The organism is Mycobacterium sp., from assembly GCF_035506235.1.
Taxonomy (GTDB): domain Bacteria; phylum Actinomycetota; class Actinomycetes; order Mycobacteriales; family Mycobacteriaceae; genus Mycobacterium.
The window spans coordinates 1-26067 of sequence record NZ_DATJPU010000099.1; the positions used below are offsets into that span (position 1 = coordinate 1).

Here is a 26067-nt window from a genome sequence, read left to right on the forward strand (position 1 = left end):
CGCCGCCGACGGTTCGGGCTCCTTTTCGGCGGCCTCGAGCAGCTGCGCGATCTTGGCCTCGACGTCGGCGTGCCGGCCGATCAGCCCCTCGCCGTTGAGCACGCCCAGCCCGCCGAGCCGGCCCAGCTCGATGGCGAACTCCGGTGACACCAGCGCGTCGGTCGGGTGGGCGATGACGGGGATCTCGAACCGGTAAGCGTCCAGCTGCCAGGCCGTCGAGACGTCCTGCGACGAGCGGGTGCGCCGCGACGGCACGATGCTGATCTCGCTGAGTTCATAGGTGCGACGGGCGGCGCGGCCCATCCCGATCTCGACCATGGCCAGTTCGCTGCTCACCGCGCGAAGTAGTTTGGGGCTTCGACCGTCATGGCGACGTCGTGCGGGTGGCTCTCGCGAAGGCCGGCCGCGGTGATCCGGACGAACTGCGCCCGCTGCAGCGCCTCGATGGTGGGCGAGCCGGTGTATCCCATCGCGGCCCGCAGGCCGCCGGTCAGCTGGTGGATCACCGACGACAGCGGCCCGCGGAACGGCACCCTACCCTCGATGCCCTCGGGCACCAGCTTGTCCTCGCTGAGGGCGTCGTCGGCGAAATAGCGGTCCTTGGAGTAGGACTTGCCGCCGCCGCGACCCTGCATGGCGCCCAGCGACCCCATGCCGCGGTAGCTCTTGAACTGTTTGCCGTTGACGAAGATCAGCTCGCCGGGCGCCTCGGCGGTGCCGGCCAGCAGCGAGCCGAGCATGGCCGTCGACGCGCCGGCGGCCAGCGCCTTGGCGATGTCGCCGGAGTACTGCAGCCCGCCGTCGGCGATGACCGGCACGCCCGCCGGCCGGCACACCGCGACGGCCTCCAGGATCGCCGTGATCTGGGGCGCGCCGACGCCGGCCACCACCCGCGTCGTGCAGATCGATCCGGGTCCGACACCGACCTTGACCGCGTCGGCCCCGGCGTCGATGAGCGCCGCGGCCGCCGCGCGGGTGGCGACGTTGCCGCCGATCACCTCGACGCGGTCGCCGACCTCGGCCTTGAGCTTGCCGACCATCTCGAGCACCAGCCGGTTGTGCGCGTGCGCGGTGTCGACGATCAGCACGTCGGCCCCGGCGTCGACCAGCATCATGGCGCGGACCCAGGCGTCACCGCCGACGCCGACGGCGGCGCCGACCAGCAGCCGCCCGTCGCTGTCCTTGGTGGCCAGCGGGTGCTGTTCTGTCTTGACGAAGTCCTTCACGGTGATGAGCCCGGTCAGCCGGCCGTGGCCGTCGACGACGGGCAGCTTCTCGATCTTGTTTCGCCGCAGCAGTCCCAGCGCCGCGTCGGCGCTGACGCCCTCCTGGGCGGTGATCAGCGGGGCCTTGGTCATGACCTCGGCGACCTGCTTGGTCTGGTCCACCTCGAAGCGCATGTCGCGGTTGGTGATGATGCCGACCAGCGCGCCGGACTCGTCGACCACCGGCAGCCCGGAGATCCGGAAGCGGGCGCACAGCGCGTCGACCTGAGCCAGCGTGTTGTCGGGGCGGCAGGTGACCGGGTCGGTGACCATGCCGGCCTCCGAGCGCTTCACCATCTCGACCTGGCCCGCCTGTTCGGCGACCGGCAGGTTGCGGTGCAGGACGCCCATGCCGCCGGCCCGGGCCATCGCGATGGCCATCCGCGACTCGGTGACGGTGTCCATCGCCGAACTGACCAGCGGCACCTTGAGCCTGATCTTTTTGGTCAGCTGGCTGGACGTGTCCGCGGTCGCGGGGACCACGTCGGAGGCCGCGGGCAACAGCAAAACATCATCGAAAGTCAGGCCGAGCATCGCGATCTTGTACGGGTTGTCGCCGCCCGTCGGCACCGGGTCCTCGGCCAGTCCCGCGAGATGGGGGTCGCGCACGTACGAGCCGACAACCAGGTCGGAGCTCTCATCTAAGTGGGACATGCCACGGGTCATCGGGAGGCCCTCCATACGCACGCGGAGTGAGAAGCCCATCCTATCGGCTCCCGCGGCCCCCGGACCCGCTTGCCCGGGCGTGCCGCCGACGCCGGACGGCGGGCATGTCCCTGCTGGCGCGATGACGGCCCGCCTGCGTAGGCTAGGAGCGTGCGTGACCACCTCCCGCCGGGTTTGCCACCCGACCCGTTCGCCGACGACCCCTGCGATCCGTCGGCGGCGCTCGAAGCCGTCGAGCCGGGACAACCCCTGGATCAGCAGGAGCGGATGGCGGTCGAGGCCGACCTGGCCGATCTGGCCGTGTACGAGGCCCTGTTGGCGCACAAGGGCATTCGCGGGCTCGTGGTGTGCTGCGACGAGTGCCAGCAAGACCACTACCACGACTGGGACATGTTGCGGGCCAACCTGCTGCAGCTGCTCATCGACGGCACCGTCCGCCCGCACGAGCCCGCCTACGACCCCGAACCGGACTCCTACGTCACGTGGGATTACTGCCGGGGATACGCCGACGCCTCGCTCAACGAAGCGACGTCAGACGCGGACGGATTTCACCGCCGCCACTGAGCGCCCCAAGCCTGCCCGCCCGGTCAGGGCGTGTCGTCCGGTGCCGCCGTGGACGGCGTGGACGAGTGTCCGTGATGCCGGTGCCGGCCCGAGGATGGGCTCGTCGAGGGAGTCACCGATGCACTCGGTGCCGGAGCCGTCGTGCCGGCCGGCGTCGGCGGTGTGGTGGTTCCGGTGGGCGCGGCCGGCGAAGTCGACGAGGCGGCCGGCGCCTTGGGTTTTGGCGCGGCGGGCGGCAGCGTCGCGTTCGGGTTGCGCGATTCGACGCGGGTGTTCAACAGGTTCACTTCGTCCAGCAGGTCGTTTCTGCTGGCCCCGTCGTTCATCGATTGGACGGTGCTGCTGACCTCGGCCAGCTGGCTCTGGGCCTGCGTCCACTGCCCCTGGTCGATCATTTGCTGAACCTTGGCCAGTTCGGCCTTGGCGGACAGCTCGATCTGGCTGTCGTTGACCCTCGGCTGGTCGAAGAACATCGCGTGCAGGCCGTAGAGCGTGTCCCCGGGACGCGCCTCGACCACCATGGCGCCGAACCCGCTCAGCGCCAGCAGCGTCGCGGCGACCGATCCGATCGTCGCCAGGCCGCGGCGGGCGCGCCGCCGCTCGGCGAGCCCGGTGTGCAGCGCTTCGATGGCTTCCTCGGGCGACACCAGCGCGCTGGCCGGCGGCCACCGCAAGTCGTCGCGCCAGTCCTCCAGCAGGACGGCCAGCGCTTCGAAATCGGGGTCGCCGGGATCGTCAAGATCAACCGACCGGCGCTCGGCGAGCGCGTCGAGGAGCAAGTCGGTGCGGGCGAACTCGTCCAGGGATTCAGGCATAGTCACCTGCCGCGACGATTTCGGACTTGAGCCGTGACAGCGCGCGATGCTGGGCCACGCGGACCGCTCCGGTGGTGCTGCCGACGGCGGCGGCCGTCTCCTCGGCGGACAGGCCGACGACCACCCGCAGGATCAGGATCTCGCGCTGCTTGGAGGGCAGGATCTCGAGCAATTCGTTCATCCGGCTGACCGAGTCGGCCTCGATGGCCCGCTGTTCCGGGCCCGCCTCGGGGGACCAGCGCTCCGGGACGGTTTCGGCGGGGTAGGCGCGGTCACGGCCGGCCGCGCGGTGCGCGTCGGCGATCTTGTGGGCAGCGATGCCGTAGAGGAAGGCAAGGAACGGGCGCCCGCGCTCCCGGTACCGCGGCAGCGCCGTGATGGTGGCCAAGCACACCTCCTGAGCCACGTCGTCTGCTGACAGGCCACCCCGTTCTACTGTGCCGACTCGCGCCCGGCAATATCGCACGACAATCGGACGGATGGTCTCCAGCACCTCCCGTAGTGCGTTGCGGTCCCCCGCCACGGCCTCCGCAACCACAGCGTCGAGACGTTCGCCTTGAATTGTCATCGACGGCGGTATCTCCAACGTTACAAATGGGACACATCGCGGGCTAACTGTCGAAATGACAATAGCGGGCGGAAGGCCGTTTTAAGCGCAACGCCACGCGCCCCCGGCGCGCCGCACCTGGCCTGCGCAGATATCGCGAATTTCGCGCAGTTTTTGTGCTGAAAACGTGACGCTTTCGATGTCGATCAGCAAGCAAGCCAGCGCCCAACGAAGCGGTATCAGGCCCAGACGGCCGGTGGCGTCCAACGCCGCCTCCGCGACCGCGCGGGCGCGCTCGATGTCGCCGGCGCTGCACAGCGCGGCCGCCAGCACCACGTCGCTTTTCACCCGGTGTCGCGCCGACGGGACGGCCATCGCGCCGGCCCGCTCCACCGCCTCTTCGGCGTGCCGCACAGCCGACGTGCCGTCGCCGGAGGCCATCGTCAGCTCGGCGGCCACCCACCCTCGGCGCACCGGCAGCCGGTCGGGAACCGCGCCGCGGCCGAACTTCACGCGACCCAACAACGTTGCCGCGGCGGCGAAGCGGCCGACGCCCAGCGCGTCGGCCGCCAGCCCGATCAGCGCGTCGGCGCGGGCCTCGGGATCCGCGCCGGCCAGCGCCATGGCGCGGCCGTCCCAGCCCCGCGCCGACGTGTGCCAACCGAGCTGGCGCAGGAACGACCCCTGGGTGCTGTGGGCCAGCGAGAGCAACCGGCCTTCCGCGGCGTCGCGTCGCAGCGCCGCCAGGTCGCGATAGGCGCTGCCGTAGCGGCCTTGCCCGCCCGCCGCGACGGCGCGCAACCACAGTTGCTCCGGCGTGGTTGCCGCCGGCAACGGCCAACGTCCCGGCCGGTCCCCGAAGGCGGCGTCGGCCAGTGTGCGCTGAATCACCCTCTATCCAACCAAGTGTGACGAGTTTCAATCAGGGTGATAGTAGTAAACACTTCGTGGTGTCTGTGTTACCGAACTGTTAATCACGATCCGCCATGTACTAATTACTCCCGCGACCGTCCCGCCCGCTGAGCTGCGAAATCTCGGTTCGATCAAGGGCCTGGTAGCAGGGTCTTCGCGCACGAATTGGTTTGCAGATGAACGGCGAGTTAATTTTGCCGCAACGCTTACATACTTTGCCGATCTAAGCGGCTATTGACGGAAATTCGCCGCCGCCCCTAAGTTCTACGTTTGTCGGGTAGTCATCGGTGACGCCACTCCAAATCAGTCGCACACTCGCTTTCGCAAACCTGTCCTTCTGGGCGTGCCGTGCAGAGAGGGAACGATCCTATGCCACAGCCGGAGCAGCTACCTGGGCCCAACGCCGACATCTGGAACTGGCAACTGCAAGGCCTGTGCCGCGGCGTCGACTCGTCGATGTTCTTCCACCCCGACGGCGAGCGCGGTCGCGCCCGCATGCAGCGCGAGCAGCGCGCCAAGGAGATGTGCCGGCAGTGCCCGGTCATCCAGGAGTGCCGTTCGCACGCGCTGGAGGTCGGTGAGCCCTATGGCGTTTGGGGCGGCCTGTCCGAATCCGAGCGCGATTTGCTGCTGAAGGGCGATATCGGCCGCAGCCGCGGCATCCGCCGCTCGGCCTGATCGGCCCGCTCCACCCCATCCCGCTTACGCGGGCTGCATCGTCGCCCGGGCCGGCCTGAATCAGCGCGCCTCGCCGGTCTCCGCCGTCCACTGCGCGTACTCGTTGCCGGCCGAGAGGTCCCAGAAGGTCGACGTGTGCAACGAGCCGTCGTCGCCGAACTTGTAGATCTCGATGCTCTGAATGAGCGCTGGTTCGCCGTTCACGGTGCCCGAGTTGCGAATGACGGCCGCGCCGGTCGTCCCGCACACGTAGAGCAGGCCGATGCCCAGCTTCCAGTCGGCGTTCGGCGAGGCGTCCCACACCTCACCCATGACATCCCACCCCCGCTTGACCGGCGTGCCCACGGGGTCCTCCATGGTGACCTCCCCCGGCACGACGCGCTTCCAGTGCGCGAGCCACGCCTCCTTATCACCGGCGTTCCACAATTCCACGTGCCGCTCGACTGCCGCGCGGATCTCCTCGGCGGTGGGTGCTGACATCTCGTTCCTCCTGGTGCGGTCCCCGTCTCCGACGAGCATTACGCGCGTGGACGAGTTTGCATAGCGTGTTCGGCTAACTCAGTTGCCGGCACCAGTCGCGGTCGTTTCGACATCGGCTAATCGGGGTAAGACCGGCCATGAACAAGGGCTTGGCGTTTGCCGCCGCGGCGCTTGCCGCATCCATCGCGCCGTTAGCCGGATGCGCAAACCAGGGCGGTAACCAGGCCACCACCTCACCGTCCTCCGGCGCGCCGCCCGGCACCGAGCGGATGATCACGCAGGTGAAGAGCGCCGACGGGACGCAGGTCGCCAACGCCACCTTCGATTTCGCGAACGGCTACGCGACCGTGACCGTGGAGGCCGGCCCCAACCAGGTCCTCTGCCCCGGTTTCCATGGGCTCCAAATCTGCGGACAACCTCGGCAGCACCCCCGCCGGTGAATCGAGCAAGCGCATCGCCTGCGGTGTGATTGCCGCGGCGTCCGCGACGACGACCTCGTCCACCACGGAGACGACCAGCGTCACCACGGTCACGACCACGACCGCCGTGCCGCCGCCGTCGACCAGCACGAGCACCAGCACCGTCACGGTCACCAGCGGCCCGAGCGTCACGTCCACGCCGTCTACACCGTGACGACCCCTCCCAGCCTTCCGCCCAACCACTGACGCGCCAAGGCCGACGGTGGGGCCTATGGGGCGGTGTTCGATGACAGCCACCGCGACACATAAACCTGTACGCAGACACGCCGAGGACGCCCGCAGTGGCTTCAGTTTCGAGAAGTAAGCCGATCGCCATGACCCGAGGTGCGCGCGGCTGGATACCCTTTCTGTGACATGCAGACGGCGCTCTTCACACTTGGATTGGTCCTGTTCCTCGTTGGCCTGCTCACCGGGTTCGCCGTCCCCGCCCTAAAGAACCCGCGCATGGCGCTGTCCAGCCATCTCGAGGCTGTGCTCAACGGCATGTTCCTCGTGCTGCTCGGCCTGCTCTGGCCGCACATCCGCCTGCCCGACGCTTGGGGAGTCACGGCAGTCGTGCTTATCGTGTACTCCGCCTATGCGAACTGGGTGGCGGCGCTGCTCGCCGCGGCGTGGGGCGCCGGGCGCAAACTCGCGCCGATCGCGGCGGCCGGCCACGTGGCCTCACCGGGACAGGAACGCTTTGTCAGCTTCCTGTTGGTGTCGCTCTCGCTGGCGATCGTGGTCGGCGTGGGCATTGTCATCGTCGGGCTCTGACGACGACCTGCCGGCACAGTAACGCCGACCTTCTCGGCGAACCGGACGTGGTCAGCCCGCGCCCGCTGCGATCACCTCGTCCACCTCGAGCGCCCGGCCGGCCATCTCGGCGTGTGCCTTGTCCAGCGCGTCGGCCTGATCTTCGTCGGCCTTCATCAGCGTCTCGATGTCGAAGCCGGCCATGTCGAGAACATTCATGTCCGTGAATGCCTTCTGCACCTTGTCACCCCACAACCCGATGTCCTTGACGATCGGCACGATGCGGCTGAACAGGTGGGAGCGGAACTGGATCATCAGCGGCGACGTGTCGACCCAGTCGGCACAGGCTTTGACGTCGAGGCCGAGGGTCTCGAAAACCTCCTCTCCGCGGAACCGGTCACGCATCAGGTAGCAGGCGTCGACGACGAACTCTTCACGCTCGTCCCGCTCGGCGTCGGTCAGCGCGGAGTAGTAGTCCTTCAGCGAGATTCGGCCGAAGGCGACGTGGCGGGCTTCGTCCTGCATGACGTAGGCAAGCAACTGCTTGGCCAGCGAGTCCTGCGGCGCCATGTCGCGCAACACCCCGAACGCGGCGAGCGCGAGCCCTTCGATCAGCACTTGCATCCCGAGGTAGGGCATGTCCCAGCGCGAGTCGCGCAGGGTGTCGTCCAGCAGTGCGGTCAGGTTCTTGTTGATCGGGTAGACCAGGCCGACCTTCTCCTGCAGGAACCGCGAGAACGCCTCGACGTGGCGGGCCTCGTCCATGGTCTGGGTGGCCGCGTAAAACTTCGCGTCCAGGTCCGGGACCACCTCGACGATCTTGGCGGAGCAGATCATCGCCCCCTGCTCGCCGTGCAGGAACTGCGAGAACTGCCAGGCCTGAGAGTGCAGGCGCATCTCAACGCGGCGTGATTCGTCGGCCGCCTCCCACATCGGGCTGCCGAACAGCGGATGGAACTCGTCGGGCAGCCCGACCGGGTTCATCGGGTCGACGTCTTGGGCCCAGTCGATGCGCGTCTGGGCATCCCATTGCTTGTCCTTTCCCTTCTGGTACAGGGAAAGGAGCCGCGCGCGCCCCTCGTCGTACTCCCACGTGAAGCGCGCGTCGCCGGCGCTGGGGACCTCCCACGAGTAGGGCGCGGGCACGTCCGTGTACTTGTCCCTCGTGGTCATGAGCTCCCGCCTCCCTGCCCGGTATGACCGGTGGTCATATGATGGGTATCACATTGCGCCGCTTGCGGCAGCGCGTCAACCCTGACGGGCGGGCCAACTTGACCGGGCGTGCTCCAACGCCCAACAAACGAAGGCACCCTCGGCCAATTGACCGGGGGGCCTTCGTTGAAAGGAGCCTTCTAGTGGTCGTGGTGACCGTGGCCGTGGCCGTGGTCGTCTTCCGCCTCGGCGGGCTTGTCGAACCGCCGTGTCAGTGGTGGCCGATTGCAGCCGATGCCGCCTGGCGAGGTCAGCGCGGGGGGCCAAGAATGACCTGTCCGAACTTGTCCGCTCCCTCGGCCATCCGTGCGGGCGAGATTTCGAAACCGTCCGGGCGCGGTGTTGCTTTGTCACGACCGGCGTAGCGGAACATTCCTTCGATTCCCGCGGGAGTGTTGATCATGAGCAGATCCGCTTTCTTGGATGTGATGCGGTATGCGTGCGGAATGTTCTTGGGCAAGAAGACGATGCCGCCTTCCGATAGCTCCATCTCCTGGTCGTCGCACCAGAGCAACGCAGTGCCCTTGATCAGCATGAAGACCTCATCCTCACGCGTGTGTTTGTGATACGGGGGTGCCTCGCCCTCGCTGACATCGAAGCGTCCGATCATCAGCTGGCCATCTGTGGCCTTGCCGTCGAGCAAGATCGCCAGCGTGCCGCCGTCGAGCCATTCCAACTGCTGCTGCTGCTCAGGTTGCGCCAAGTATGCCATGCTCATGCGCCGCCCCTTTTCGTTGTCGGCGGGAGCACCGAGGTGCTCGCGAGTCGGTCAGTTGGGCGACTTCAATGTCGGATGTCGACAGTAGCCTCGGCGAAGCAATTGCGTGATGTGCGAGTGCAACCCCACCGGATGCTTTGCGATACACGACCGGAAATCGAAGCACCCCCGACCAAAGGCCGGGGGTGCTTCGTGCAAGGCGCTTCTAGTGGTGGTGGTGACCGTGGCCATGGCCGTGGTCGTGCTCGTCGGCGTCGGCGGGCTTCTCGACCACTGCCGTCTCGGTGGTGTTGGATTACAGCCGAGGCGCGCCCCCTGACGCGGAGTTGCCCGCTGAAGTCGCCCCCCGCGGCGGAATAGGTGTGCGCAATGCGGGGGTTGCAACAACAATGACCGCACCAGACACCGTCACAACCAACCTCGGCCGATTCGGTCTCTTCGGAATGGGCGCCACCCCCGAGCAGGCCCAGGAAATCGAACGGCTTGGCTACGGCGCGATTTGGGTCGCCGGTTCACCTCCGGCCGAATTGTCCTTCGTTGAACCACTTTTGGAGTCGACTCGCTCCCTGAAGGTGGCCACCGGCATCGTCAACATCTGGACGGCGGCCGCCAAGCCCGTCGCCGAGTCGTTCCACCGCATCAACACCGCCTACCCGGGCCGCTTCGTGCTCGGCGTCGGAGTCGGCCATCCCGAAGCCCAGGCGCAGTACCGCAAGCCGTACGACGCGCTGGTGTCGTACCTCGATGAGCTCGACGAATACGGCGTACCGGCGAATCAACGTGTGCTCGCCGCGCTTGGACCGCGGGTGCTGAAGCTGTCGGGCCGTGGCGATGGCCGTGGCGGTGGTCGTCTTCCTCGGCAGTCTTCTCCACGAGGCCGTCTCGGTGGTTACTGCACCGGTTGCCTGGGCTGGGCCGGTGGCGCTAGCCCTGGCAACCAGGCCGAGTGACCTTCCTGGATTCCCCGATCGATCTCGGCCATCAGAGCCGGGCTGCCGGCTGGAGCTGTCTCTCGGCAGCTACACCTGAGGCCGCCAAACGGGTTCGGGTCGGCGCTGGCCGGCGCTGCTCCCACAACACAGAAGCCGAGAGTGATAGCGGCGCCGACCATTATTTTCGTGATCACTTGGTAGTGCTGAGTTGTCATGTCATCCCTCTCCTCGAGATGCACGCGGTCGCGGGGTTTGATGCCCCACAACGAATGTTTACCGCTTCGTAGTCACGGCGGGCTGGGCCACAGCTACCTATCTGCTGTGAGGTCATGGGGCACCGACTCGGCTAGTGATGAGGGTCAACTTCGACCCCGGCTACCTACTCCAGCTGCTGCGCAGTAGCGCCGAACAGACAGAGCTGCTCCGCCTGCGTTCGATTCACGTCGCGCCAGCGGCAGTACGAAAACACCCCCGGCGAGAACCGGGGGTGCTTCGTTACAAGGTGCTTCTAGTGGTGGTGATGCCCATGACCGTGGCCATGGCCGTGGTCACCCTCCTCGTTGGCCGGCTTGTCGACCACCGCCGTCTCGGTCGTGAGCACCATGCGCGCCACCGAGGCCGCGTTGACGACGGCCGACCGGGTCACCTTGACCGGGTCGATGACGCCGGCACCGAGCAAGTCGCCATAGGCGAGCGTCTCGGCGTTCAGCCCCTGCCCGACGGGCAACTCGCTGACCTTGTTGACCGCGACCGCGCCGTCCAGCCCGGCGTTGGCGGCGATCCAGTACAGCGGCGCCGCCAACGCCTCGGAGAACACGTCGACCCCGAGCGCCTCGTCGCCGCTCAGCGTCCCGCGCAGTTCCTTCAGCGCCTTGCGGGCGTGGATGAGCGCCGTTCCGCCGCCCGCGACGATGCCCTCCTCGACGGCGGCCTTGGCGGCCGCGACGGCGTCCTCGACGCTTTCCTTGCGCTCCTTGAGCGCGGTCTCGGTGGCGGCGCCGACCTTGATGACGGCCACGCCGCCGGCCAGCTTGGCCAGCCGTTCCTGTAGCTTCTCGCGGTCCCAATCGGAGTCGCTGCTCTCGATCTCGGCGCGCAGCTGCTTGATGCGGCCCTCGACCGCCTCCTTGGAGCCGCCGCCGTCGACGACGATGGTGTCGTCCTTGCCAACCACCACGCGCCGCGCCGAGCCCAGCACGTCGGTGCCGACCTCGCGCAGCAGCAGGCCGGCGTCGGGGTTGATCACCTGGCCGCCCGTGACCACCGCGAGGTCCTCGAGGAACGCCTTGCGGCGGTCGCCGAAGAACGGCGCCTTGACCGCCACGGCCTTCAGCGTCTTGCGAATCGAGTTGACGACCAGCGTCGCCAGGGCCTCGCCCTCGATGTCCTCGGCGACGATCAGCAGCGGTTTGCCGGTCTCGGCGATCTTCTCGAGCATCGGCAGCAGGTCCGGCAGCGAGCTGATCTTCTCCTGGTGCAGCAGGATCACGGGGTCGTCGAGCACGGCTTCCTGCGAGTCGAAGTCGGTCACGAAATACGCCGACAGGAAGCCCTTGTCGAAGCCGACGCCCTCGGTGAACTCCAGCTCCGTATTCAGCGTGGAGGATTCCTCGACGCTGACCACGCCGTCGGCACCGACCTTGGTCATCGCCTCGCCGACCAGCTCACCGATGTGCTGGTCGCGCGATGACACCGTCGCCACCTGCGCGATGCCCTCCTTGCCGGCCACCGGGGTGGCCTCCGCGAGCAGCGCCTCGGACACCGCGTCGCTCGCCTTGCCGATTCCCACGCCGAGCTCGATGGGGTTGACACCGGCGGCGACCATGCGCAGGCCGTCCTTGATCAACGCCTGCGCGAGCACGGTCGCCGTGGTGGTGCCGTCGCCGGCGACGTCGTTGGTCTTGGTGGCCACCGACTTCACCAGCTGGGCGCCCAGGTTCTCGAACGGATCCTCCAAATCGATCTCGCGCGCGACGGTGACGCCGTCGTTGGTCACCGCCGGGCCGCCGAATGCCTTGGCCAGAACCACATGCCGGCCGCGCGGCCCGAGCGTCACGCGCACCGTGTCGGCGAGCTTGTTCACGCCGGCCTCCATGGCGCGGCGCGCGGTTTCGTCGTACTCGATAATTTTGCTCATCAGGCTCCTTCACGCCGAACGCATGCCGCCCCGGAAATCACCCGCGCAATGACGGGGATCGCCGGGGCGGAACACGGTCCTTACTTGTTTACGACAGCCAGCACGTCGCGGGCGGACAGGATCAGGTACTCCTCGCCGTTGTACTTGATCTCGGTGCCGCCGTACTTGCTGTAGATGACGGTGTCACCTTCCGAAACGTCCAGCGGGATCCGCTTCTCGCCGTCCTCGTCCCACCGGCCGGGGCCGACTGCGACGACGGTGCCTTCCTGCGGCTTCTCCTTGGCGGTGTCAGGAATGACCAGACCGGACGCGGTCGTGGTCTCGGCCTCGTTGGCCTGCACGAGAATCTTGTCCTCGAGTGGCTTGATGTTCACCTTCGCCACGATTGGAGCCCTCCACTAGTTAGTCGGGTCCGGGGCCTTCACCCCGGAATTTGTAGATCTCGGTCCGGGGCGGGGTGCCCCGGCCGGAGTTGGCGGCCGGTCCGGGGCCAGCCCCGAACCGCCCGAATCATCAGTTGATCCAGCATCCGTCCGTTGCCCGAGCGCCGTCGTCGCGGGTGCCGGCACAGGGCTCGGCCGATTGCCACCTAGCACTCTATACATGCGAGTGCTAGCACTCAAGGCCGCCCCGGTGCTTCTAATTTTCGGCCCCGGGAATCCGCCGAGTGCTAACAATTAGGTCATGTTCAGCGGCATCCTAAACCGGGCCCGCGCCGCGGGCCTGTCCATGCTCGTCGTCGCGGTCGCCATCGGATTGGCCGACGCGCACGCCGACGCAAATGGGCAGATGTACGGCAATCCCCAAGCCGCGGCGCGCTACTGGCGCTACCAGCACCAGCAAGACTGCGGCCTGATGGCTGTGGCCGACGTGGTCGGCCAGATCACCGGAAGAGAGCCCACCCAAATCGGCATCGAGCTACGCGGCGCGTTCACTAAGAGCGAAGCCCATCGCGGCCGCATCTACCGCTTTGACGGCACCGCCCCCGAAGACCTGGTGGTGCTGCTGGGCAAATACGGCATTCAATCCCAGCTCACGACCGGGAACACCATGGGCGGACTGGAACAGGATCTGGCGGGCGGCCACAAAGTGATCGCCGCGCTCAACGCCGAAACCATCTGGAACTACCCGTCGGGCCAGGGGACGCGTACGGAGGCCGATCACGCGGTGGTAGTCACCGGAGTCGACACCCGCACCGACGTCGTCCACCTCAACGACAGCGGCACCCCGAACGGCCGCGACGAGCAGATCCCCCTGGGCACCTTCACCCAGGCCTGGGCCACCGGCAACGACCTGCTCATCGTCACCCAGTAGACCGGGAATCACCCATCACGGCAGCTGCCCTTTGACCACCGGCAGGCCGGGGTCGCTACGCACATCCAGGGGCGACGGCGGCGCCCCCGCGGCCACCAGGTGCGCGGCGAAGGAGGCGATCATCGCCCCGTTGTCGGTGCACAGCCGAGGCCGGGGAATGCGCAGCGTCAGGCCCGCCGCCGCGCAACGCTGGGTGGCCAGCTCCCGCAATCGCGAGTTCGCGGCGACTCCCCCGGCGATCAGCAGAGTCGAAACGCCCAGCGCGCTCGCCGCGCGCACCGCCTTTCTGGTCAGCACATCGGCGACGGCCTCCTGGAAGCCGGCGGCGATGTCGGCGGTCGCGGCGTCGGGATGACTCTCCACATACCGCGCGACGGCGGTCTTGAGCCCGGAGAAGCTGAACGCGTACGCGTCGTCGGCCGGGCCCGTCATGCCGCGTGGGAACGCGATGGCATCCCGGTCGCCGGAGCGGGCCAGGTCGTCGAGCACCTTGCCGCCCGGATAGCCCAGGCCCAGCAGCCGGGCCACCTTGTCGTAAGCCTCGCCGGCGGCGTCGTCGACGGTGCTGCCCAGCTCGACGATCGGTTCGCCGAGGGACCGCACGCGCAGCAGGTGGGTGTGCCCGCCCGACACCAGCAGCGCCACGCACTCGGGCAGCGGCCCGTGTTCGTAGACGTCGGCGGCCAGGTGCCCGCCCAGGTGGTTGACGGCGTAGAACGGCACGTCCCAGGCCGCCGAATACGCCTTGGCCGCGGCGACTCCCACCAACAGGGCGCCGGCCAGCCCGGGCCCGATGGTGGCCGCGACGACGTCCGGCTTGGTCAGTCCGGCGGCGGCCAGCGCCCGGCGCATGGCCGGGCCCAGCGCCTCCAGGTGCGCGCGCGAGGCGATCTCGGGGACGACGCCGCCGAAGCGGACGTGTTCGTCGACGCTGGAGGCGACCTCGTCCGCCAACAGCGTCACGGTGCCGTCGTAGTCTAGGCGCGCGATGCCGACTCCCGTTTCGTCGCAAGAGGTTTCGATGGCCAAGATGACCGTCATCGGGCCTCCCGCCGCATCGTGTACGCGTCCGCGCCGCTGACCTGGTAGTAGCGCCGGCGCAGGCCGATCTGCTCGAATCCCGTGCTGCGGTACAGCGCGATGGCCGCCTCGTTGTCGGTGCGCACCTCCAGGTAGACGGCCCCGCCGGCGGCGAAGGCAAGCAGCTCGTCGAGCAGCCGGCGGCCGATGCCCCGGCCCTGATAGGCCGGGTCCACCCCGATGGTGTGCACCTCGTACTCGAACGGCGGGGTGCGGCCCAGCCGCGAGATGCCGGCGTAGCCGACCAGCGTGCCGGCGACGCGCGCGCCGACGTAGTGGTTGTGCTTGGCCGCCAGCTCCCGGTTGAACGCCACCGCCGGCCACGGGTCGTCGCCGGGGAACAGCTGGGCCTCCAGCGCGGCACACCGCTGCGCGTCGGCTTGTGTCAGTGCGCCGATGGTCACGGGCTCGCTGCAGGCCGTCATCGGGGGGCCGCCAGGGGCTTGGCGTCGGGCCGGCGCAGGTAAAGCGCCACGAGCGGGAGCGGGCGCTCTGACCAGTCGGGCACCGCCGCGACCAGGCCGGCCGGCGTGGGCGAGACGGGCCCGCACACCGGCAGGCCGAACAGCGCCGCGTGCTCGGGCGAGCCGGCCACCGCGCGGGCGGTGCCGGGGTCGACGTCGGCGGGGGCGTTGACGGCCGGGCCGTCGGTCCGCACGCCGTCGCGGTAGCGGGCCCAGTACACCTCGCGCCGGCGGGCGTCGGTCACCACCAGGACGTCGCCGGTGGTGCGCACCCCGATGGCGTCCAGGCTGCACACCCCGCGCACCGGGACGCCCAGCGCGTGCCCGTAGGCGGCGGCGGTCGCCATCCCGGCCCGCAGACCGGTGAACGGGCCCGGCCCGCAGCCCACCACGACGGCGTCGAGATCGGCCATCGTCAGCCCGGCGTCGGCGAGGGCGGCCACCGCGTTGGGCGTCAGCCGCTCGGCGTGCGCCCGGGCGTCGACGGTGACCCGCTCGGCCAGCACCTGATCGGGCAGGCGCACGACGCCCGCCGTCACGGCCGGGGTGGCGGTGTCGAGGGCGAGCACCAGGTTCACGACCGCCCCCACTGCCAGGTCGCGATCCGCACGTCGGAATGGCTGACCCGCTCCAGGCGGACGTCGAGGTGCCGCTCCGAGAGGCGTTCGGCGAGGCCCTCGCCCCACTCGACCACGACGACGGCGTCGTCGAGATCGGTGTCCAGGTCGAGCGAGTCGAGCTCACCCAGCAGGTCCGCGCCGTGATCCAGCAACCGGTACATGTCGACGTGAATCATCGCCGGCTCGCCGGGCCGCCGCGGCGGATGCACCCGCGCCAGCACGTACGACGGCGACGTGACGGGCCCGTCGACGTCCATCGCCGCCGCGATTCCCTTGGCCAGCACTGTCTTTCCCGCACCCAGCGGACCGGAGAGCACCACCACGTCGCCGGCCCGCAGCTGCTCGCCCAGCCGCGAGCCCAGCGCGACGGTGTCCTCGACGCGCTCAAGCGTCGCCGTGCCGGAAGGCTCACCCCGCGGTGACCGCAAGCGCGGCGAAGCCGGGCGCGGCGGGTCGCCGCCATTAGCCATGGCGCCGCAACCGTTCCCGCAGGCGCCGGTAGCGCAGGGCCATCTTGCCCGGGACGGCGCGGTGCACCAGCCGGACCAGCCCGTCGTTGATGGCCTCGGGCTTGTCCAGCAGCGCCAGATGGCTTGCGCCGCTGACGATCACCAGCTCCGACAACGGCAGCGAAGCCGCCATCTTGCGCGAGTATTCGTCCGGGGTGAGCAGGTCGTGGTCCCCGCACGCGATCAGGGTGGGGACCTTGAGCAGCGTCCACAGCCCGGCGGTTTCGTCGTGCTTTTCCAGGGCGTCCAGGAAGCCCACCATGGTGGCGATCGGGGTGCCGTTCATCATCCGCTGCGAGAACGCGTCCAGGCTCCGGCTGACCTGCAGGTCGCTGTAGGACGCGGCCCGCAGGATCGGGCCGATCAGCGACCGCGACACGTTGCGGCCGCGGTGCATCAGCTTGGGTGCGGAGCGGGCCGTGAACCGGAAGGCTTCCAGCGCGGGGTTTTTCAGGATCTCGCCCAGCGGGGAACGCGTGACCCCTTCGGCCGCAGAGGAAATGATCGCGGCGCCCACGATCCGGCCGCCGTACTGCTCGGGGAACTGGCGGGCGTGCGACAACACCGTCATGCCGCCCATCGAATGGCCGACCAGCACAACCACCCCGCGTGGCGCGACCTCCATCAGCACCGATTCCAGGTCCTCGCCCAGCTGGGTCAGCGTGTAGGTCTCGGGCTCGCCGGCGCCGGAGCGCCCGTGCCCGCGCTGGTCGTAGAACACCATCCGGACGGGCGCACCCAACCGGTTGGGCAGGCGGGTCCGCTGGAAATGGAAGGCGCCCATGCGCAGGCAGAATCCGTGGACGAAGACCATGGTGACCTGCGCGTCCACCGGGCCGGCCTCGCGGACCGCGAGCGGCACCCCGTCGGGTGTGGTCACCACGTAGGCGCGGTCGTCCTCGATCCTGTCGAAATCCTCATCGGCGTAAGGGTCTTCGAGCGCGGTGGCGCGCTGGATCATCGACCGGCGGGCGGAGGCTCCGACGATGGTGGCGACGGCGGTCACCCCGGCGCCTCCCGCAAGCCAGGCCCTGCCCCTGTGGCGCCTGCGGGTTTTGTCAGGGCTCAACGGTTTCGGCCTCGCGATAGGTTCGGGTGATCCGCCCCCGGGGGCTGGTGACCACTTCGTAGTGGATGGTGCCGAGCAGGTCGGCCCAATCTTGTGCCGTGGGTTCGCCTTGGGTGCCGGGCCCGAACAGGATCGCCTCGTCGCCCTCGGCCACATCGACGGGCCCGGGACCCAGGTCCACGACGAACTGGTCCATGCAGATCCGGCCGGCGCCGGGCCGCCGCGCGCCGTTGATCAGCACCTCCAGGCGCCCGCCCAGCGCGCGGAACACGCCGTCGGCGTAGCCGATCGGCAGCAGCGCCAGGTTGGTGTCCCGTTGCGCCGTCCAGGTGTGCCCGTAGGACACGCTCTCGCCAGCACGAATCGACTTTACCAGCGCGACAGGGCATTTCACCGTCATCGCCGGTATAAAGCCCATGTCGCCGAGCTCGGGTACCGGGCTCAGGCCATATACCGCGATGCCGGGACGCACCAGGTCGAAGGCCAGGTCGGGGCGCGACATCGTGGCCGACGAATTCGCCAGGTGCGCAACCTCGAACCGCACGCCCTCGCTGCGCGCCTGCGTCAGCATGTCGGAAAAGCGCTGGGCCTGAAGGTCATTGACGGGGTTCTCGGGCTGGTCGGCGAACACCATGTGCGACATCAGCCCCCGCAGCCGGATGGCGTCCTCGGCGACGGCCCGGCGCAGCGCGGTCAGCATCGCCGGATACTGCGCCGGGGGGACGCCGTTGCGGTTCAGGCCCGTGTCCACCTTGACGGTCACCGTCGCCGTACGGCCGGTCCTGCGCACCGCGTCGGCCACCTCGTCGAGCTGGCGCACCGAGGACACGCCGATCTCCACGTCGGCCAGCAGCGCCGGCCCGAAGTCGATGCCGGGGGGATGTAGCCACGCCAGCAGCGGCGCGGTGATTCCGTCGACGCGCAGCGCCAGCGCCTCGTCGACGGTGGCGACACCCAGCTCGGCCGCCCCTGCCGCCAGCGCGGCGCGGGCGACCCGGGTGGCGCCGTGGCCGTAACCGTCGGCCTTGACGACGGCCATCACCTGCGCGCCACCGGCGTGCTCGCGGAGCACCCGGACGTTGTGCGCAATGGCGCCCAGGTCCACCACGGCCTCGGCGAGGACGCCGGGCGTCAGGGATATCGGCGTAACGGCCACGGCCGCCATTCTCCCAGAGTCGGGCGGGATCGAGCGCTCCCCGGTCACAGCCGCCACAGGAGTCTCTATCCCGGCAGGCGCACGGTTTCCCCGCCTTCGAGCGACAAAATTCCTACGTCGCAGGCCTGTCGCTGCTAGGTGGACGAAAAGAGCATCCCTTCCCGAGCCGGGGCCGATGTGACGGATGCGACACGACGACGCTCGACCGCCCGCCTCAGTGCGCGAAGTGCTGGGCGTCGTAGTGGCCGCCGGGCTTGACCTTGTCCAGGGATGCCAGCGCGTTTCGGGCGTCGTCGTGCAGCGCGCGCGCCAAGTCGGCCGAAAGCCCCTCCCGCACCACGATGCGCAGCACCGACACGTCGGTGGCGTTGTCCGGCATGGTGTAGGCGGGCACCTGCCAGCCGTATCCCCTCAGCTCGTGGGAGACGTCGAACTCCGTGTACCCGCGGTCGCGGGCCAACCGGAAGCTGACCACCGGGAGAGCCGAGCCATCCGAGATCAGCTCGCAGTGCTCGCCCTCGCGCAGCTGCTGGCCCAGCCAGCGCGCGGTTGACGACAAGGTCTGCATGACCCTGGTGTATCCCTCGCGGCCCAGCCGCAGGAAGTTGTAGTACTGGCCGACCACCTGGTTGCCGGGGCGGGAGAAATTCAGCGTGAAGGTTGGCATGTCGCCGCCCAGGTAGTTGACCCGGAAGACGAGTTCGTCTGGCAGGTGCTCGGCGCTGCGCCACACCACGAACCCGATGCCGGGATACGTCAGCCCGTACTTGTGGCCGCTGACATTGATCGACACCACCCGGGGCAGCCGGAAATCCCATTCCAGATCCGGATGCAGGAACGGCACCACGAAGCCGCCGCTGGCCGCGTCGACGTGCACCGGGACGTCCACACCACCGGCGGCCGCCAGCTTGTCCAGCGCCGCGCAGATCTCCGCGATGGGCTCGAGCTCGCCGGTGTAGGTGGTGCCCAGTATCGCCACCACCCCGATGGTGTCCTCGTCGACGGCGTCGACGACCTGCTCGGGGGTGATCACGTAGCGCCCCCGCTCCATCGGCAGATAGCGCGGCTCGACGTCGAAGTAGCGGCAGAACTTTTCCCACACCACCTGCACGTTGGAGCCCATCACCAGGTTGGGCGTGCGGCCCTTCCAGTCCTTACCGACCTTCTGCCGCCAGCGCCACTTCAGCGCCAGCCCGCCCAGCATCACCGCCTCGCTGGACCCGATGGTCGACACCCCGATGGCGCTCGAGGGGTCGTCGTCGCGCAGGTCTTCGGCGTGGAACAGGTCGGCCACCATGCAGACGCAGCGCTGCTCGATGGCCGCGGTGGCCGGGTACTCGTCCTTGTCGATCATGTTCTTGTCAAACGTCTCGGCCATCAGCTTGCCGGCCTCGGGATCCATCCAGGTGGTGACGAACGTCGCCAGGTTCAGCCGCGAACTGCCGTCGAGCATCAGCTCGTCGTGGATGAAGCGGTAGGCGGCTTCGGGATCCATCGACTCGTCGGGCAGCCGCAGCGCGGGGATCGGCGCGCTGAACATGCGCGTGGTGTAGGCGGGAGCGATCGAATGCCCCGGCACGGACGGATGGCTGGACACGGCGGATCCTTTCTCGTTGGCTTGCTGCTACAGGGCGGCCACGGCCGCTCTGATGTGCGTCAAAATGTGCGACGACGACGTGGGCGCCTCGCCGGGGCCTGGGTCGGCGGCCGACAGCGCCGCCGCGCGCGCATGCACGAAGGCCGCGGACGCGGCCGCCTCGGCGGCCGGCAACCCCGACGCCAGCAGCGCGCCGATCATCCCGGACAGCACGTCGCCGGACCCCGCCGTGGCCGCCCAGGACTGCCCGGCGGGATTCAGGTACACCGGCCCGCCGGGGTCGGCGATGACCGTGACGTTCCCCTTCAGCAGCACGGTGGCGCCGAACGTGTCGGCCAGCTTGCGGCACGCGCCGACGCGGTCGTCCCCCGGCGGGTTACCCGCCAGCCGGGCGAATTCACCGGCGTGCGGGGTCAGCACGGTCGGCGCGGCGCGATTGACCGCCAACTCGGGGTGCGCCGCCAGGATGGTCAGCCCGTCGGCGTCCACGATCACCGGAAGGTCGGTGTCCAGCGCGAACCACAGCGCCGCGGCCCCGGCCTCGTCGGTGCCCAATCCCGGCCCGACGACCCAGGCCTGCACCCGCCCGGCCGCCGCCGGGCCGGGCGACGCGATCACCTCGGGCCACCGGGCCAGGACCTCCTTGTGCGCGCTGCCGGCGTAGCGGACCATGCCGGAGTGGGCCGCGACCGCCGCGCCGGTGCACAGCACGGCGGCGCCCGGATAGGTCGACGAGCCGGCCATCACGCCGGTCACGCCCTGGGTGTACTTGTCGTCGTGCGGTCCGGGCACCGGCCAGCGCGCCGCGACGTCGGCCGCCTCGAAGCCGAGCAAGTCGGTGTCGGGCAGGTCGAGGCCGATGTCGATCAGCTCGACGCGCCCGCAGTCGGCGAGCGCGTGTACGGGTTTGAGCCCGCCGAAGGTGACGGTCAGCGCGGCGTGCACCGCGGGCCCGGTGATCGCGCCGGTCGCCACGTCGATGCCGCTGGGGATGTCGACGGCGACCACCGGGATGCCCGCGTCGTCCACAGCGGCGAACAACTGCGCCGCCGCCGGTCGCAGCGGACCCGAACCGGAGATCCCCACCACCCCGTCGATGACGAGATCGGTTGTCGTCGAGACAGTCTCAGTGTTCTCCAACACGTGCCCACCAGCTCTCCGGAACGCGGCGAGCCCCTTGCGGTGGGTGTGCTCGGGGTTGAGCAGCACCGCGTCGGCGGCCGCGCCGCGACGGCGCACGAAGGTCGCCGCCCAGAGCGCGTCACCGCCGTTGTCGCCGGAGCCGACGACCGCGCACACCCGGCGCCCGGCGACGCCGCCGGTGTGGGCGGTCAACTCGGCGATGATCTGGGTGGCCAGCCCGAATGCCGCGCGGCGCATCAAAGCGCCGTCGGGCAGGCTGGCCAGCAGCGGAGCTTCGGCGTCGCGGATCGCGTTCACGGAGTAGTAATGCCGCATCACCGCAAGCATTCCACGTCGAGGCGTACCCTCGCGCACGGCTCGAATCAAACGGCAACAAGGGGGGCGGATGGCACGGACCGACAACGACACCTGGGACCTGGCGAGCAGCGTGGGCGCCACCGCAACCGGCGTCGCGGTGGGGCGCGCGCTGGCCGGCCGCGGCGCCAACCCACTGATCGACGACCCGTTCGCCGAGCCGCTGGTGCGCGCGGTCGGGGTGGACTTCTTCACCCGGCTGGCCAGCGGCGAATTGAATCCCGCCGAGGTCGACGACAATGGCGACTTCGGGATGGCGCGGATGGGCGTCATGATGGGCTTGCGCACCCGTTTCTTCGACGACTTCTTCATGGCCGCAGTGGATGACGGGATTCGGCAGGCGGTGATCCTGGCCTCGGGCCTCGACGCCCGCGCCTACCGGCTGCCGTGGCCGGCCGGCACCACGGTCTTCGAGATCGACCAGGCTCAGGTCATCGAGTTCAAGACCGCGACCCTGGCCGACCTGGGCGCCGCCCCAACCGCCGACCGGCGGGCGGTGCCCGTGGACCTGCGCAACGACTGGCCCGCGGCCCTGCGCGCGGCCGGACTGGATCCCACCCAACCGACGGCGTGGAGCGCCGAAGGCCTGCTGCCGTTCTTGCCGCCGGACGCCCAGGATCGCCTGCTGGACAACATCACTGCGCTGAGCCCGCAGGGAAGTCAGCTGGCCACCGAGAACCTGCGGGGGGCCGGCGATGCTGTGCAGACGATGGCGGATCGCATGCGCGAGGTCACCGATCAATGGCGGAAACACGGCTTCGACATCGAGATGACCGACCTGTGGTACGCCGGCGACCGCAACGACGTCGTCGACTACCTGAGCACCCACGGCTGGGCAACGGCCGCGGTCGGTATCCCGGAATTGGCTGCAGCGCATGGCCTTTCGTTGCCGAGCAGTGCTGACCCCGGGACCGAGACCATGGCCGGTCTGCAGTACGTCACCGCCAAGCGAACCTAGCCGGGCCGGGCGAACGCCCCGGTCAGCCATTCGGTCATCGCCGCGGCCAGCGCCGCGTGGTTCTCGCGCTTGACGAGAGCGCGCGGACCTGGTGCACCATCGCTACCCCTCACGCGAACCGACCCGCCGGAAAGCCGCTCGGAAGCTTGCCGGATCCAGCTGCGGGCGCTTGCGTTCGCGTGCCATCGGATAGAAGCAGAGCCCGATCAGGATCGCGGAGAAGTGACCGATCGCGGTGAAGTTCACCCCGTGGCGACTCATCGTCAGCAACGGGAAGCCGAAGATGACCAGCAACACGCCGAGGTAGCCCCAGCGCCACGGGCGCGCGATATGGTAGGTCAGCACGGCCATCACGCCCACCAGGAAGTAGCTGACCCCGATGTCGCGGGCGTGCACCAGCCTCTCCGGCGCCGCGTGTTCCTCGATCGCGTAGTAGAGGATGCCCTCGCTGATATAGGTGGCCAGGATGTGGGAGGTCAATCCGACGGTGAGCCAACGCAATTGGCCAAGCCAGTGTTCGGCGGGCGCGAGAAATAGGGTGAACAGCAGCAGGTACGGTTCCAGGTTTTTGCCGTCGAGCCACAGCAGGCTGGAAAACAGCACGTCGAGCGGATCGGTTCCCAGCGCGTGAATGTTGGTGGAACGGTGCAGTAGCAACCAGTGCAGCTGTCGCCCGGGCAGTTGGTTCTGGATGATCGTCGTGATCGTCAGCACGAGCAGCCAGGCGTAGGTCAGCGGCGCGCCGATGACGAAATGCCACACCGCGAGCCAGATCCGCCGCAGCCGCGTCCCCACCGATGCGTTCGCCACGAGTTCAACTTTTGCACGCCCGGCGGTGCGCCGTACAACTTCGGCTGATACTGCCGGCTACGCATCGGCCTGAGCTGGCGCCACCAGCAGGCGATGTAGAGCAGCATCGAGATCACCAGCACCGCCCTGCCCGCGGGGCAACGGAAGAAGCGGCTGCCGCTATTCGACGGTGACGGACTTGGCGAGGTTTCGCGGCTTGTCGACGTCGTAACCGCGGGCCTGCGCGACCGACGCGGCGAACACCTGCAGCGGGATGGTGGACAGCAGCGGCTGCAAAAGCGTTGACACCGAGGGGATTTCGATGAGGTGATCGGCGTAGGGACGCACGGTGTCGTCGCCCTCTTCGGCGATCACGATGGTCACCGCGCCGCGGGTCTGGATCTCGCGGATGTTGGACAGCAGCTTGGAGTGCAACGTGGCCGACCCCTTGGGCGAGGGCATCACGACGATGACCGGCAGGCCGTCCTCGATCAACGCGATCGGGCCGTGCTTGAGCTCGCCGGCGGCGAAGCCCTCGGCGTGCATGTAGGCCAGCTCCTTGAGCTTCAGCGCGCCCTCCAGCGCCACCGGGTAGCCGACGTGGCGGCCCAGGAACAGCACGGTCGAGGATTGGGCGAACCGGTGCGCCAGCGCGGCCACCGGCTCGATCGTCGCCAGCACCCGGGCCACCAGGTCGGGCATCGCCTCCAGCTCGCGGTACTCGCGCTCGACCTCGTCGGGGTACTTGGTGCCGCGGGCCTGCGCCAGGGCCAGGCCGACCAGATAGTTGGCGGCGATCTGCGCCAGGAAGGTCTTGGTGGAGGCCACGCCGATCTCCGGGCCGGCGCGCGTGTAGAGCACCGCGTCGCATTCGCGCGGGATCTGCGAGCCGTTGGTGTTGCAGATCGCCAGCACCTTGGCCTTCTGTTCCTTGGCATGCCGGACCGCTTCCAGCGTGTCGGCGGTCTCGCCGGACTGCGAGATCGCGACGACCAGCGTGCTGCGGTCCAGCACCGGGTCGCGGTAGCGGAATTCACTGGCCAGCTCCACTTCCACCGGCAGCCGCGTCCAGTGCTCGATCGCGTACTTCGCCAGGAGCCCGGAGTGATACGCGGTGCCGCAGGCCACCACGAACACCTTGTCGATCTCGCGGAGTTCCTGATCGGACAGGCGCTGCTCGTCGAGGACGATCCGGCCGTTGACGAAGTGCCCGAGCAGGGTATCGGCCACCGCGGTGGGCTGCTCGGCGATCTCCTTGAGCATGAAGTACGGGTAGCCGCCCTTCTCGGCCGCGGCCAGATCCCAGTCGATGTGGAAGACGCGGGCATTCGCGTCATCCGGGTTGCCGTCGAAGTCGGTGATGCGGTAGCCGTCCGCGTTGATCACCACGGCCTGGTCCTGGCCGAGTTCCACGGCGTCACGGGTGTGCTCGATGAACGCCGCCACGTCGGAGCCGACGAACATCTCGCCGTCGCCGACCCCGATCACCAACGGCGTCGAACGGCGGGCCGCCACGATGGTGCCCGGCTCGTCGGCGTTGGCGAACACCAGGGTGAAGTGGCCCTCGAGCCGGCGCAGCACCGCCAGCACCGAGGCCTCGAAATCACCAGCAGTCGCCCCATTTCGGTAGGCCTGCGCCACCAGGTGCACCGCCACCTCGGTGTCGGTGTCGCTGGCGAACTCCACGCCGGCCGCCTCCAGCTCGTGGCGCAGCGCCGGAAAGTTCTCGATGATGCCGTTGTGGACGACGGCGATCTTGCCGGCGGCGTCGCGGTGCGGGTGCGCGTTGCGGTCGGTGGGACGGCCGTGGGTGGCCCAGCGGGTGTGGCCCAGGCCGGTGGTGCCGGCGAGCGACCCGGGTGTCGTCTCGGCCGTTTCTTTGATGGCCTCTTCCAGGTGGGCCAGCCGGCCGGCGCGACGCCGGACGGTGAGTTTGCCCTGGCCGTCGACCAGTGCGATCCCCGATGAATCGTACCCGCGGTACTCCATCCGGCGCAGCGCGTCCATGACGACCTCGCAGGCCGGGCGCTGCCCGACGTAGCCGACAATCCCGCACATCCTGAACAGGGTAGTGCAGCGGCCGCGGCGGACACGCCAGCACGGGCCCGACCAGCGGATACCGCGCGCCCGTCGCGCCAGGAATGCGTTGCGAATCCCACCAGGTGCGGGCGGGACGCTGTGGTCATCGAACCGGCATGGGGGAAGGACCGTGGCGATGCATTCACACCGACTTAACAAACGATCGGCGCTAATTTCACCTGATGTATTCGTGTCGTTACCGTTGGCTTCCGGTAGCCAGCAACCGGCCGCCTTACACTGCGAAATGTCGGGTCGAAGCTGGCTACAACCCGCGGCCAGCGGAAGAAATAACGGGGGTGACGCTCGCCTGATCACGATCGGAAGTGTCTTTCAGCGGCCCTACCGGCGAATTGCATTAGACGACAGGGTGTTAACGTAACAGGACGCGCTGTCAAATCCAGCCAACGGTCTTCCGACATAACTTTCCGATAGCAGCCAATCTCCAATAGTTCAACTATTCGTCAACGTCACGAAAATAACCGTCTAGCAAATGTTAAAACCTGATTCGGGAATCCGGGAGCGGATCGCATTCGAATAGCCGACTTCTGCTCCGACCGCCCGTCTGGACCTTTAGGAGGGAATGATGACCGCTGTTCTGGTCGAGGACGCGGTGACCGCCCCGGCCGCGCCGCGGGCGGCCGTAGCGCCCGCCCCGAAGCGGAACCCCCGCCCGCCGGTCGCCGGCGGCGACCCGATGGTGGACGCGGCCTCTCGTTTGCTGAGCATCCCGCTGCGCCACCTGTACGCGGTGCTCTGGCGGGTGGGTCTGATCGAGGTCACGGCCTAGCGACGCTA

25 protein-coding genes and 3 pseudogenes are annotated in these 26067 nt (G+C 68.8%); 8 read left to right on the top strand and 20 right to left on the bottom strand.

The genetic code is table 11. The features are described 5' to 3' along the window. Both VMD50_RS08970 and guaB read right to left on the bottom strand, forming a co-directional pair. A pseudogene (locus VMD50_RS08970) lies at positions 1 to 318 on the bottom strand (GuaB3 family IMP dehydrogenase-related protein); the annotation flags it as partial. 14 nt (positions 319 to 332) lie between these two features. Next, positions 333 to 1931: an IMP dehydrogenase gene (guaB, locus tag VMD50_RS08975; RefSeq protein ID WP_325426916.1), complete on the bottom strand. Its 1599-nt coding sequence runs from the start codon at positions 1929 to 1931 to the stop codon at positions 333 to 335. Between the two features lie 150 nt (positions 1932 to 2081). Between guaB and VMD50_RS08980 the strand changes: the two genes are divergently transcribed. Further along, the gene (locus VMD50_RS08980; RefSeq protein ID WP_325426918.1) at positions 2082 to 2495 is read left to right on the top strand and encodes a DUF5319 domain-containing protein; all 414 of its coding nucleotides are present in this window, start codon (positions 2082 to 2084) and stop codon (positions 2493 to 2495) included. A 23-nt stretch (positions 2496 to 2518) separates the two neighbouring features. Here the strand turns inward: VMD50_RS08980 and VMD50_RS08985 are convergent, their stop codons facing one another. The 3 genes from VMD50_RS08985 to VMD50_RS08995 all read right to left on the bottom strand — a co-directional run bounded on the left by VMD50_RS08985 (position 2519) and on the right by VMD50_RS08995 (position 4748). Beyond that, positions 2519 to 3310: an anti-sigma-D factor RsdA gene (locus tag VMD50_RS08985; protein WP_325426920.1), complete on the bottom strand. Its 792-nt coding sequence runs from the start codon at positions 3308 to 3310 to the stop codon at positions 2519 to 2521. Continuing rightward, a complete protein-coding gene (locus VMD50_RS08990) occupies positions 3303 to 3878 on the bottom strand; it encodes a sigma-70 family RNA polymerase sigma factor (RefSeq protein ID WP_325426922.1) in 576 nt (191 codons plus the stop codon). Before VMD50_RS08990 ends, VMD50_RS08985 begins: the two co-directional genes overlap by 8 nt. Positions 3879 to 3959: 81 nt before the next feature. Further along, a complete protein-coding gene (locus tag VMD50_RS08995) occupies positions 3960 to 4748 on the bottom strand; it encodes a hypothetical protein (RefSeq protein WP_325426924.1) in 789 nt (262 codons plus the stop codon). Positions 4749 to 5138: 390 nt separating this feature from the next. Between VMD50_RS08995 and VMD50_RS09000 the strand changes: the two genes are divergently transcribed. Further along, positions 5139 to 5447, top strand: coding sequence for a WhiB family transcriptional regulator (locus tag VMD50_RS09000; protein WP_067873618.1), 309 nt, complete (start codon positions 5139 to 5141; stop codon positions 5445 to 5447). A gap of 60 nt (positions 5448 to 5507) precedes the next feature. On the opposite strand, the gene VMD50_RS09005 is transcribed toward VMD50_RS09000, so the two are convergent. Next, positions 5508 to 5927 (bottom strand): nuclear transport factor 2 family protein, encoded by a 420-nt coding sequence (locus tag VMD50_RS09005; RefSeq protein ID WP_325426928.1) that lies wholly within the window; start codon positions 5925 to 5927, stop codon positions 5508 to 5510. 137 nt (positions 5928 to 6064) lie between these two features. Here VMD50_RS09005 and VMD50_RS09010 point away from each other — a divergent pair. Together VMD50_RS09010 and VMD50_RS09015 are read left to right on the top strand one after the other, a co-directional pair. Beyond that, positions 6065 to 6592 (top strand): annotated as a pseudogene (locus VMD50_RS09010) (superoxide dismutase family protein). Between the two features lie 168 nt (positions 6593 to 6760). After that, the gene (locus tag VMD50_RS09015; protein WP_325426930.1) at positions 6761 to 7162 is read left to right on the top strand and encodes a styrene oxide isomerase; all 402 of its coding nucleotides are present in this window, start codon (positions 6761 to 6763) and stop codon (positions 7160 to 7162) included. A 51-nt stretch (positions 7163 to 7213) separates the two neighbouring features. Here the strand turns inward: VMD50_RS09015 and VMD50_RS09020 are convergent, their stop codons facing one another. After that, entirely contained in the window at positions 7214 to 8314 is a 1101-nt protein-coding gene (locus tag VMD50_RS09020; RefSeq protein ID WP_325426932.1) for a ferritin-like domain-containing protein, read from the bottom strand. 289 nt (positions 8315 to 8603) lie between these two features. Further along, positions 8604 to 9071, bottom strand: a complete 468-nt coding sequence (locus tag VMD50_RS09025) for a cupin domain-containing protein (RefSeq protein ID WP_325426934.1) — start codon at positions 9069 to 9071, stop codon at positions 8604 to 8606. A gap of 389 nt (positions 9072 to 9460) precedes the next feature. Here VMD50_RS09025 and VMD50_RS09030 point away from each other — a divergent pair. Continuing rightward, positions 9461 to 9943, top strand: a pseudogene (locus VMD50_RS09030) (LLM class flavin-dependent oxidoreductase); the annotation flags it as partial. 568 nt (positions 9944 to 10511) lie between these two features. Here VMD50_RS09030 and groL read toward each other — a convergent pair. Continuing rightward, positions 10512 to 12140 carry a chaperonin GroEL gene (groL, locus tag VMD50_RS09035; protein ID WP_325426936.1) on the bottom strand — a complete coding sequence of 543 codons (1629 nt, stop codon included), beginning with the start codon at positions 12138 to 12140 and terminating at the stop codon, positions 10512 to 10514. Positions 12141 to 12220: 80 nt separating this feature from the next. Further along, positions 12221 to 12523: a co-chaperone GroES gene (gene groES / locus VMD50_RS09040; RefSeq protein ID WP_156687331.1), complete on the bottom strand. Its 303-nt coding sequence runs from the start codon at positions 12521 to 12523 to the stop codon at positions 12221 to 12223. A 301-nt stretch (positions 12524 to 12824) separates the two neighbouring features. On the opposite strand from groES, the gene VMD50_RS09045 reads away from it, so the two are divergent. Next, a complete protein-coding gene (locus VMD50_RS09045; protein ID WP_325426958.1) occupies positions 12825 to 13454 on the top strand; it encodes a C39 family peptidase in 630 nt (209 codons plus the stop codon). Between the two features lie 15 nt (positions 13455 to 13469). Here VMD50_RS09045 and tsaD read toward each other — a convergent pair whose 3' ends face one another. The 8 genes from tsaD to VMD50_RS09085 all read right to left on the bottom strand — a co-directional run bounded on the left by tsaD (position 13470) and on the right by VMD50_RS09085 (position 21407). Further along, positions 13470 to 14495, bottom strand: a complete 1026-nt coding sequence (gene tsaD / locus VMD50_RS09050) for a tRNA (adenosine(37)-N6)-threonylcarbamoyltransferase complex transferase subunit TsaD (protein ID WP_325426960.1) — start codon at positions 14493 to 14495, stop codon at positions 13470 to 13472. Beyond that, a complete protein-coding gene (gene rimI, locus VMD50_RS09055) occupies positions 14492 to 14959 on the bottom strand; it encodes a ribosomal protein S18-alanine N-acetyltransferase (RefSeq protein ID WP_325426962.1) in 468 nt (155 codons plus the stop codon). Before rimI ends, tsaD begins: the two co-directional genes overlap by 4 nt. Next, positions 14956 to 15576, bottom strand: coding sequence for a tRNA (adenosine(37)-N6)-threonylcarbamoyltransferase complex dimerization subunit type 1 TsaB (gene tsaB, locus VMD50_RS09060; protein ID WP_414686029.1), 621 nt, complete (start codon positions 15574 to 15576; stop codon positions 14956 to 14958). Before tsaB ends, rimI begins: the two co-directional genes overlap by 4 nt. After that, a complete protein-coding gene (tsaE, locus tag VMD50_RS09065) occupies positions 15573 to 16088 on the bottom strand; it encodes a tRNA (adenosine(37)-N6)-threonylcarbamoyltransferase complex ATPase subunit type 1 TsaE (protein WP_325426966.1) in 516 nt (171 codons plus the stop codon). The genes tsaB and tsaE overlap by 4 nt, the downstream gene beginning before the upstream one ends. Next, on the bottom strand, positions 16081 to 17133 hold the full coding sequence (locus tag VMD50_RS09070) for an alpha/beta fold hydrolase (protein ID WP_325426968.1): 1053 nt from the start codon (positions 17131 to 17133) through the stop codon (positions 16081 to 16083). The genes tsaE and VMD50_RS09070 overlap by 8 nt, the downstream gene beginning before the upstream one ends. Before the next feature lie 52 nt (positions 17134 to 17185). After that, positions 17186 to 18352, bottom strand: a complete 1167-nt coding sequence (gene alr / locus VMD50_RS09075; protein WP_325426970.1) for an alanine racemase — start codon at positions 18350 to 18352, stop codon at positions 17186 to 17188. A gap of 214 nt (positions 18353 to 18566) precedes the next feature. Continuing rightward, entirely contained in the window at positions 18567 to 19949 is a 1383-nt protein-coding gene (gene gad, locus VMD50_RS09080) for a glutamate decarboxylase (protein ID WP_325426972.1), read from the bottom strand. Positions 19950 to 19976: 27 nt separating this feature from the next. Then, complete coding sequence (locus VMD50_RS09085) at positions 19977 to 21407, bottom strand: NAD(P)H-hydrate dehydratase (protein ID WP_325426974.1); 1431 nt, start codon at positions 21405 to 21407, stop codon at positions 19977 to 19979. A gap of 70 nt (positions 21408 to 21477) precedes the next feature. Between VMD50_RS09085 and VMD50_RS09090 the strand changes: the two genes are divergently transcribed. Further along, positions 21478 to 22404, top strand: coding sequence for a class I SAM-dependent methyltransferase (locus VMD50_RS09090; protein ID WP_325426976.1), 927 nt, complete (start codon positions 21478 to 21480; stop codon positions 22402 to 22404). A 102-nt stretch (positions 22405 to 22506) separates the two neighbouring features. Here the strand turns inward: VMD50_RS09090 and VMD50_RS09095 are convergent, their stop codons facing one another. Further along, a complete protein-coding gene (locus VMD50_RS09095; RefSeq protein ID WP_325426977.1) occupies positions 22507 to 23214 on the bottom strand; it encodes a rhomboid-like protein in 708 nt (235 codons plus the stop codon). 159 nt (positions 23215 to 23373) lie between these two features. Beyond that, entirely contained in the window at positions 23374 to 25251 is a 1878-nt protein-coding gene (gene glmS / locus VMD50_RS09100) for a glutamine--fructose-6-phosphate transaminase (isomerizing) (protein ID WP_325426979.1), read from the bottom strand. Positions 25252 to 25855: 604 nt separating this feature from the next. Between glmS and VMD50_RS09105 the strand changes: the two genes are divergently transcribed. Further along, on the top strand, positions 25856 to 26059 hold the full coding sequence (locus VMD50_RS09105) for an Rv1535 family protein (protein WP_325426981.1): 204 nt from the start codon (positions 25856 to 25858) through the stop codon (positions 26057 to 26059). The last annotated feature ends 8 nt before the right edge of the window (positions 26060 to 26067 follow it).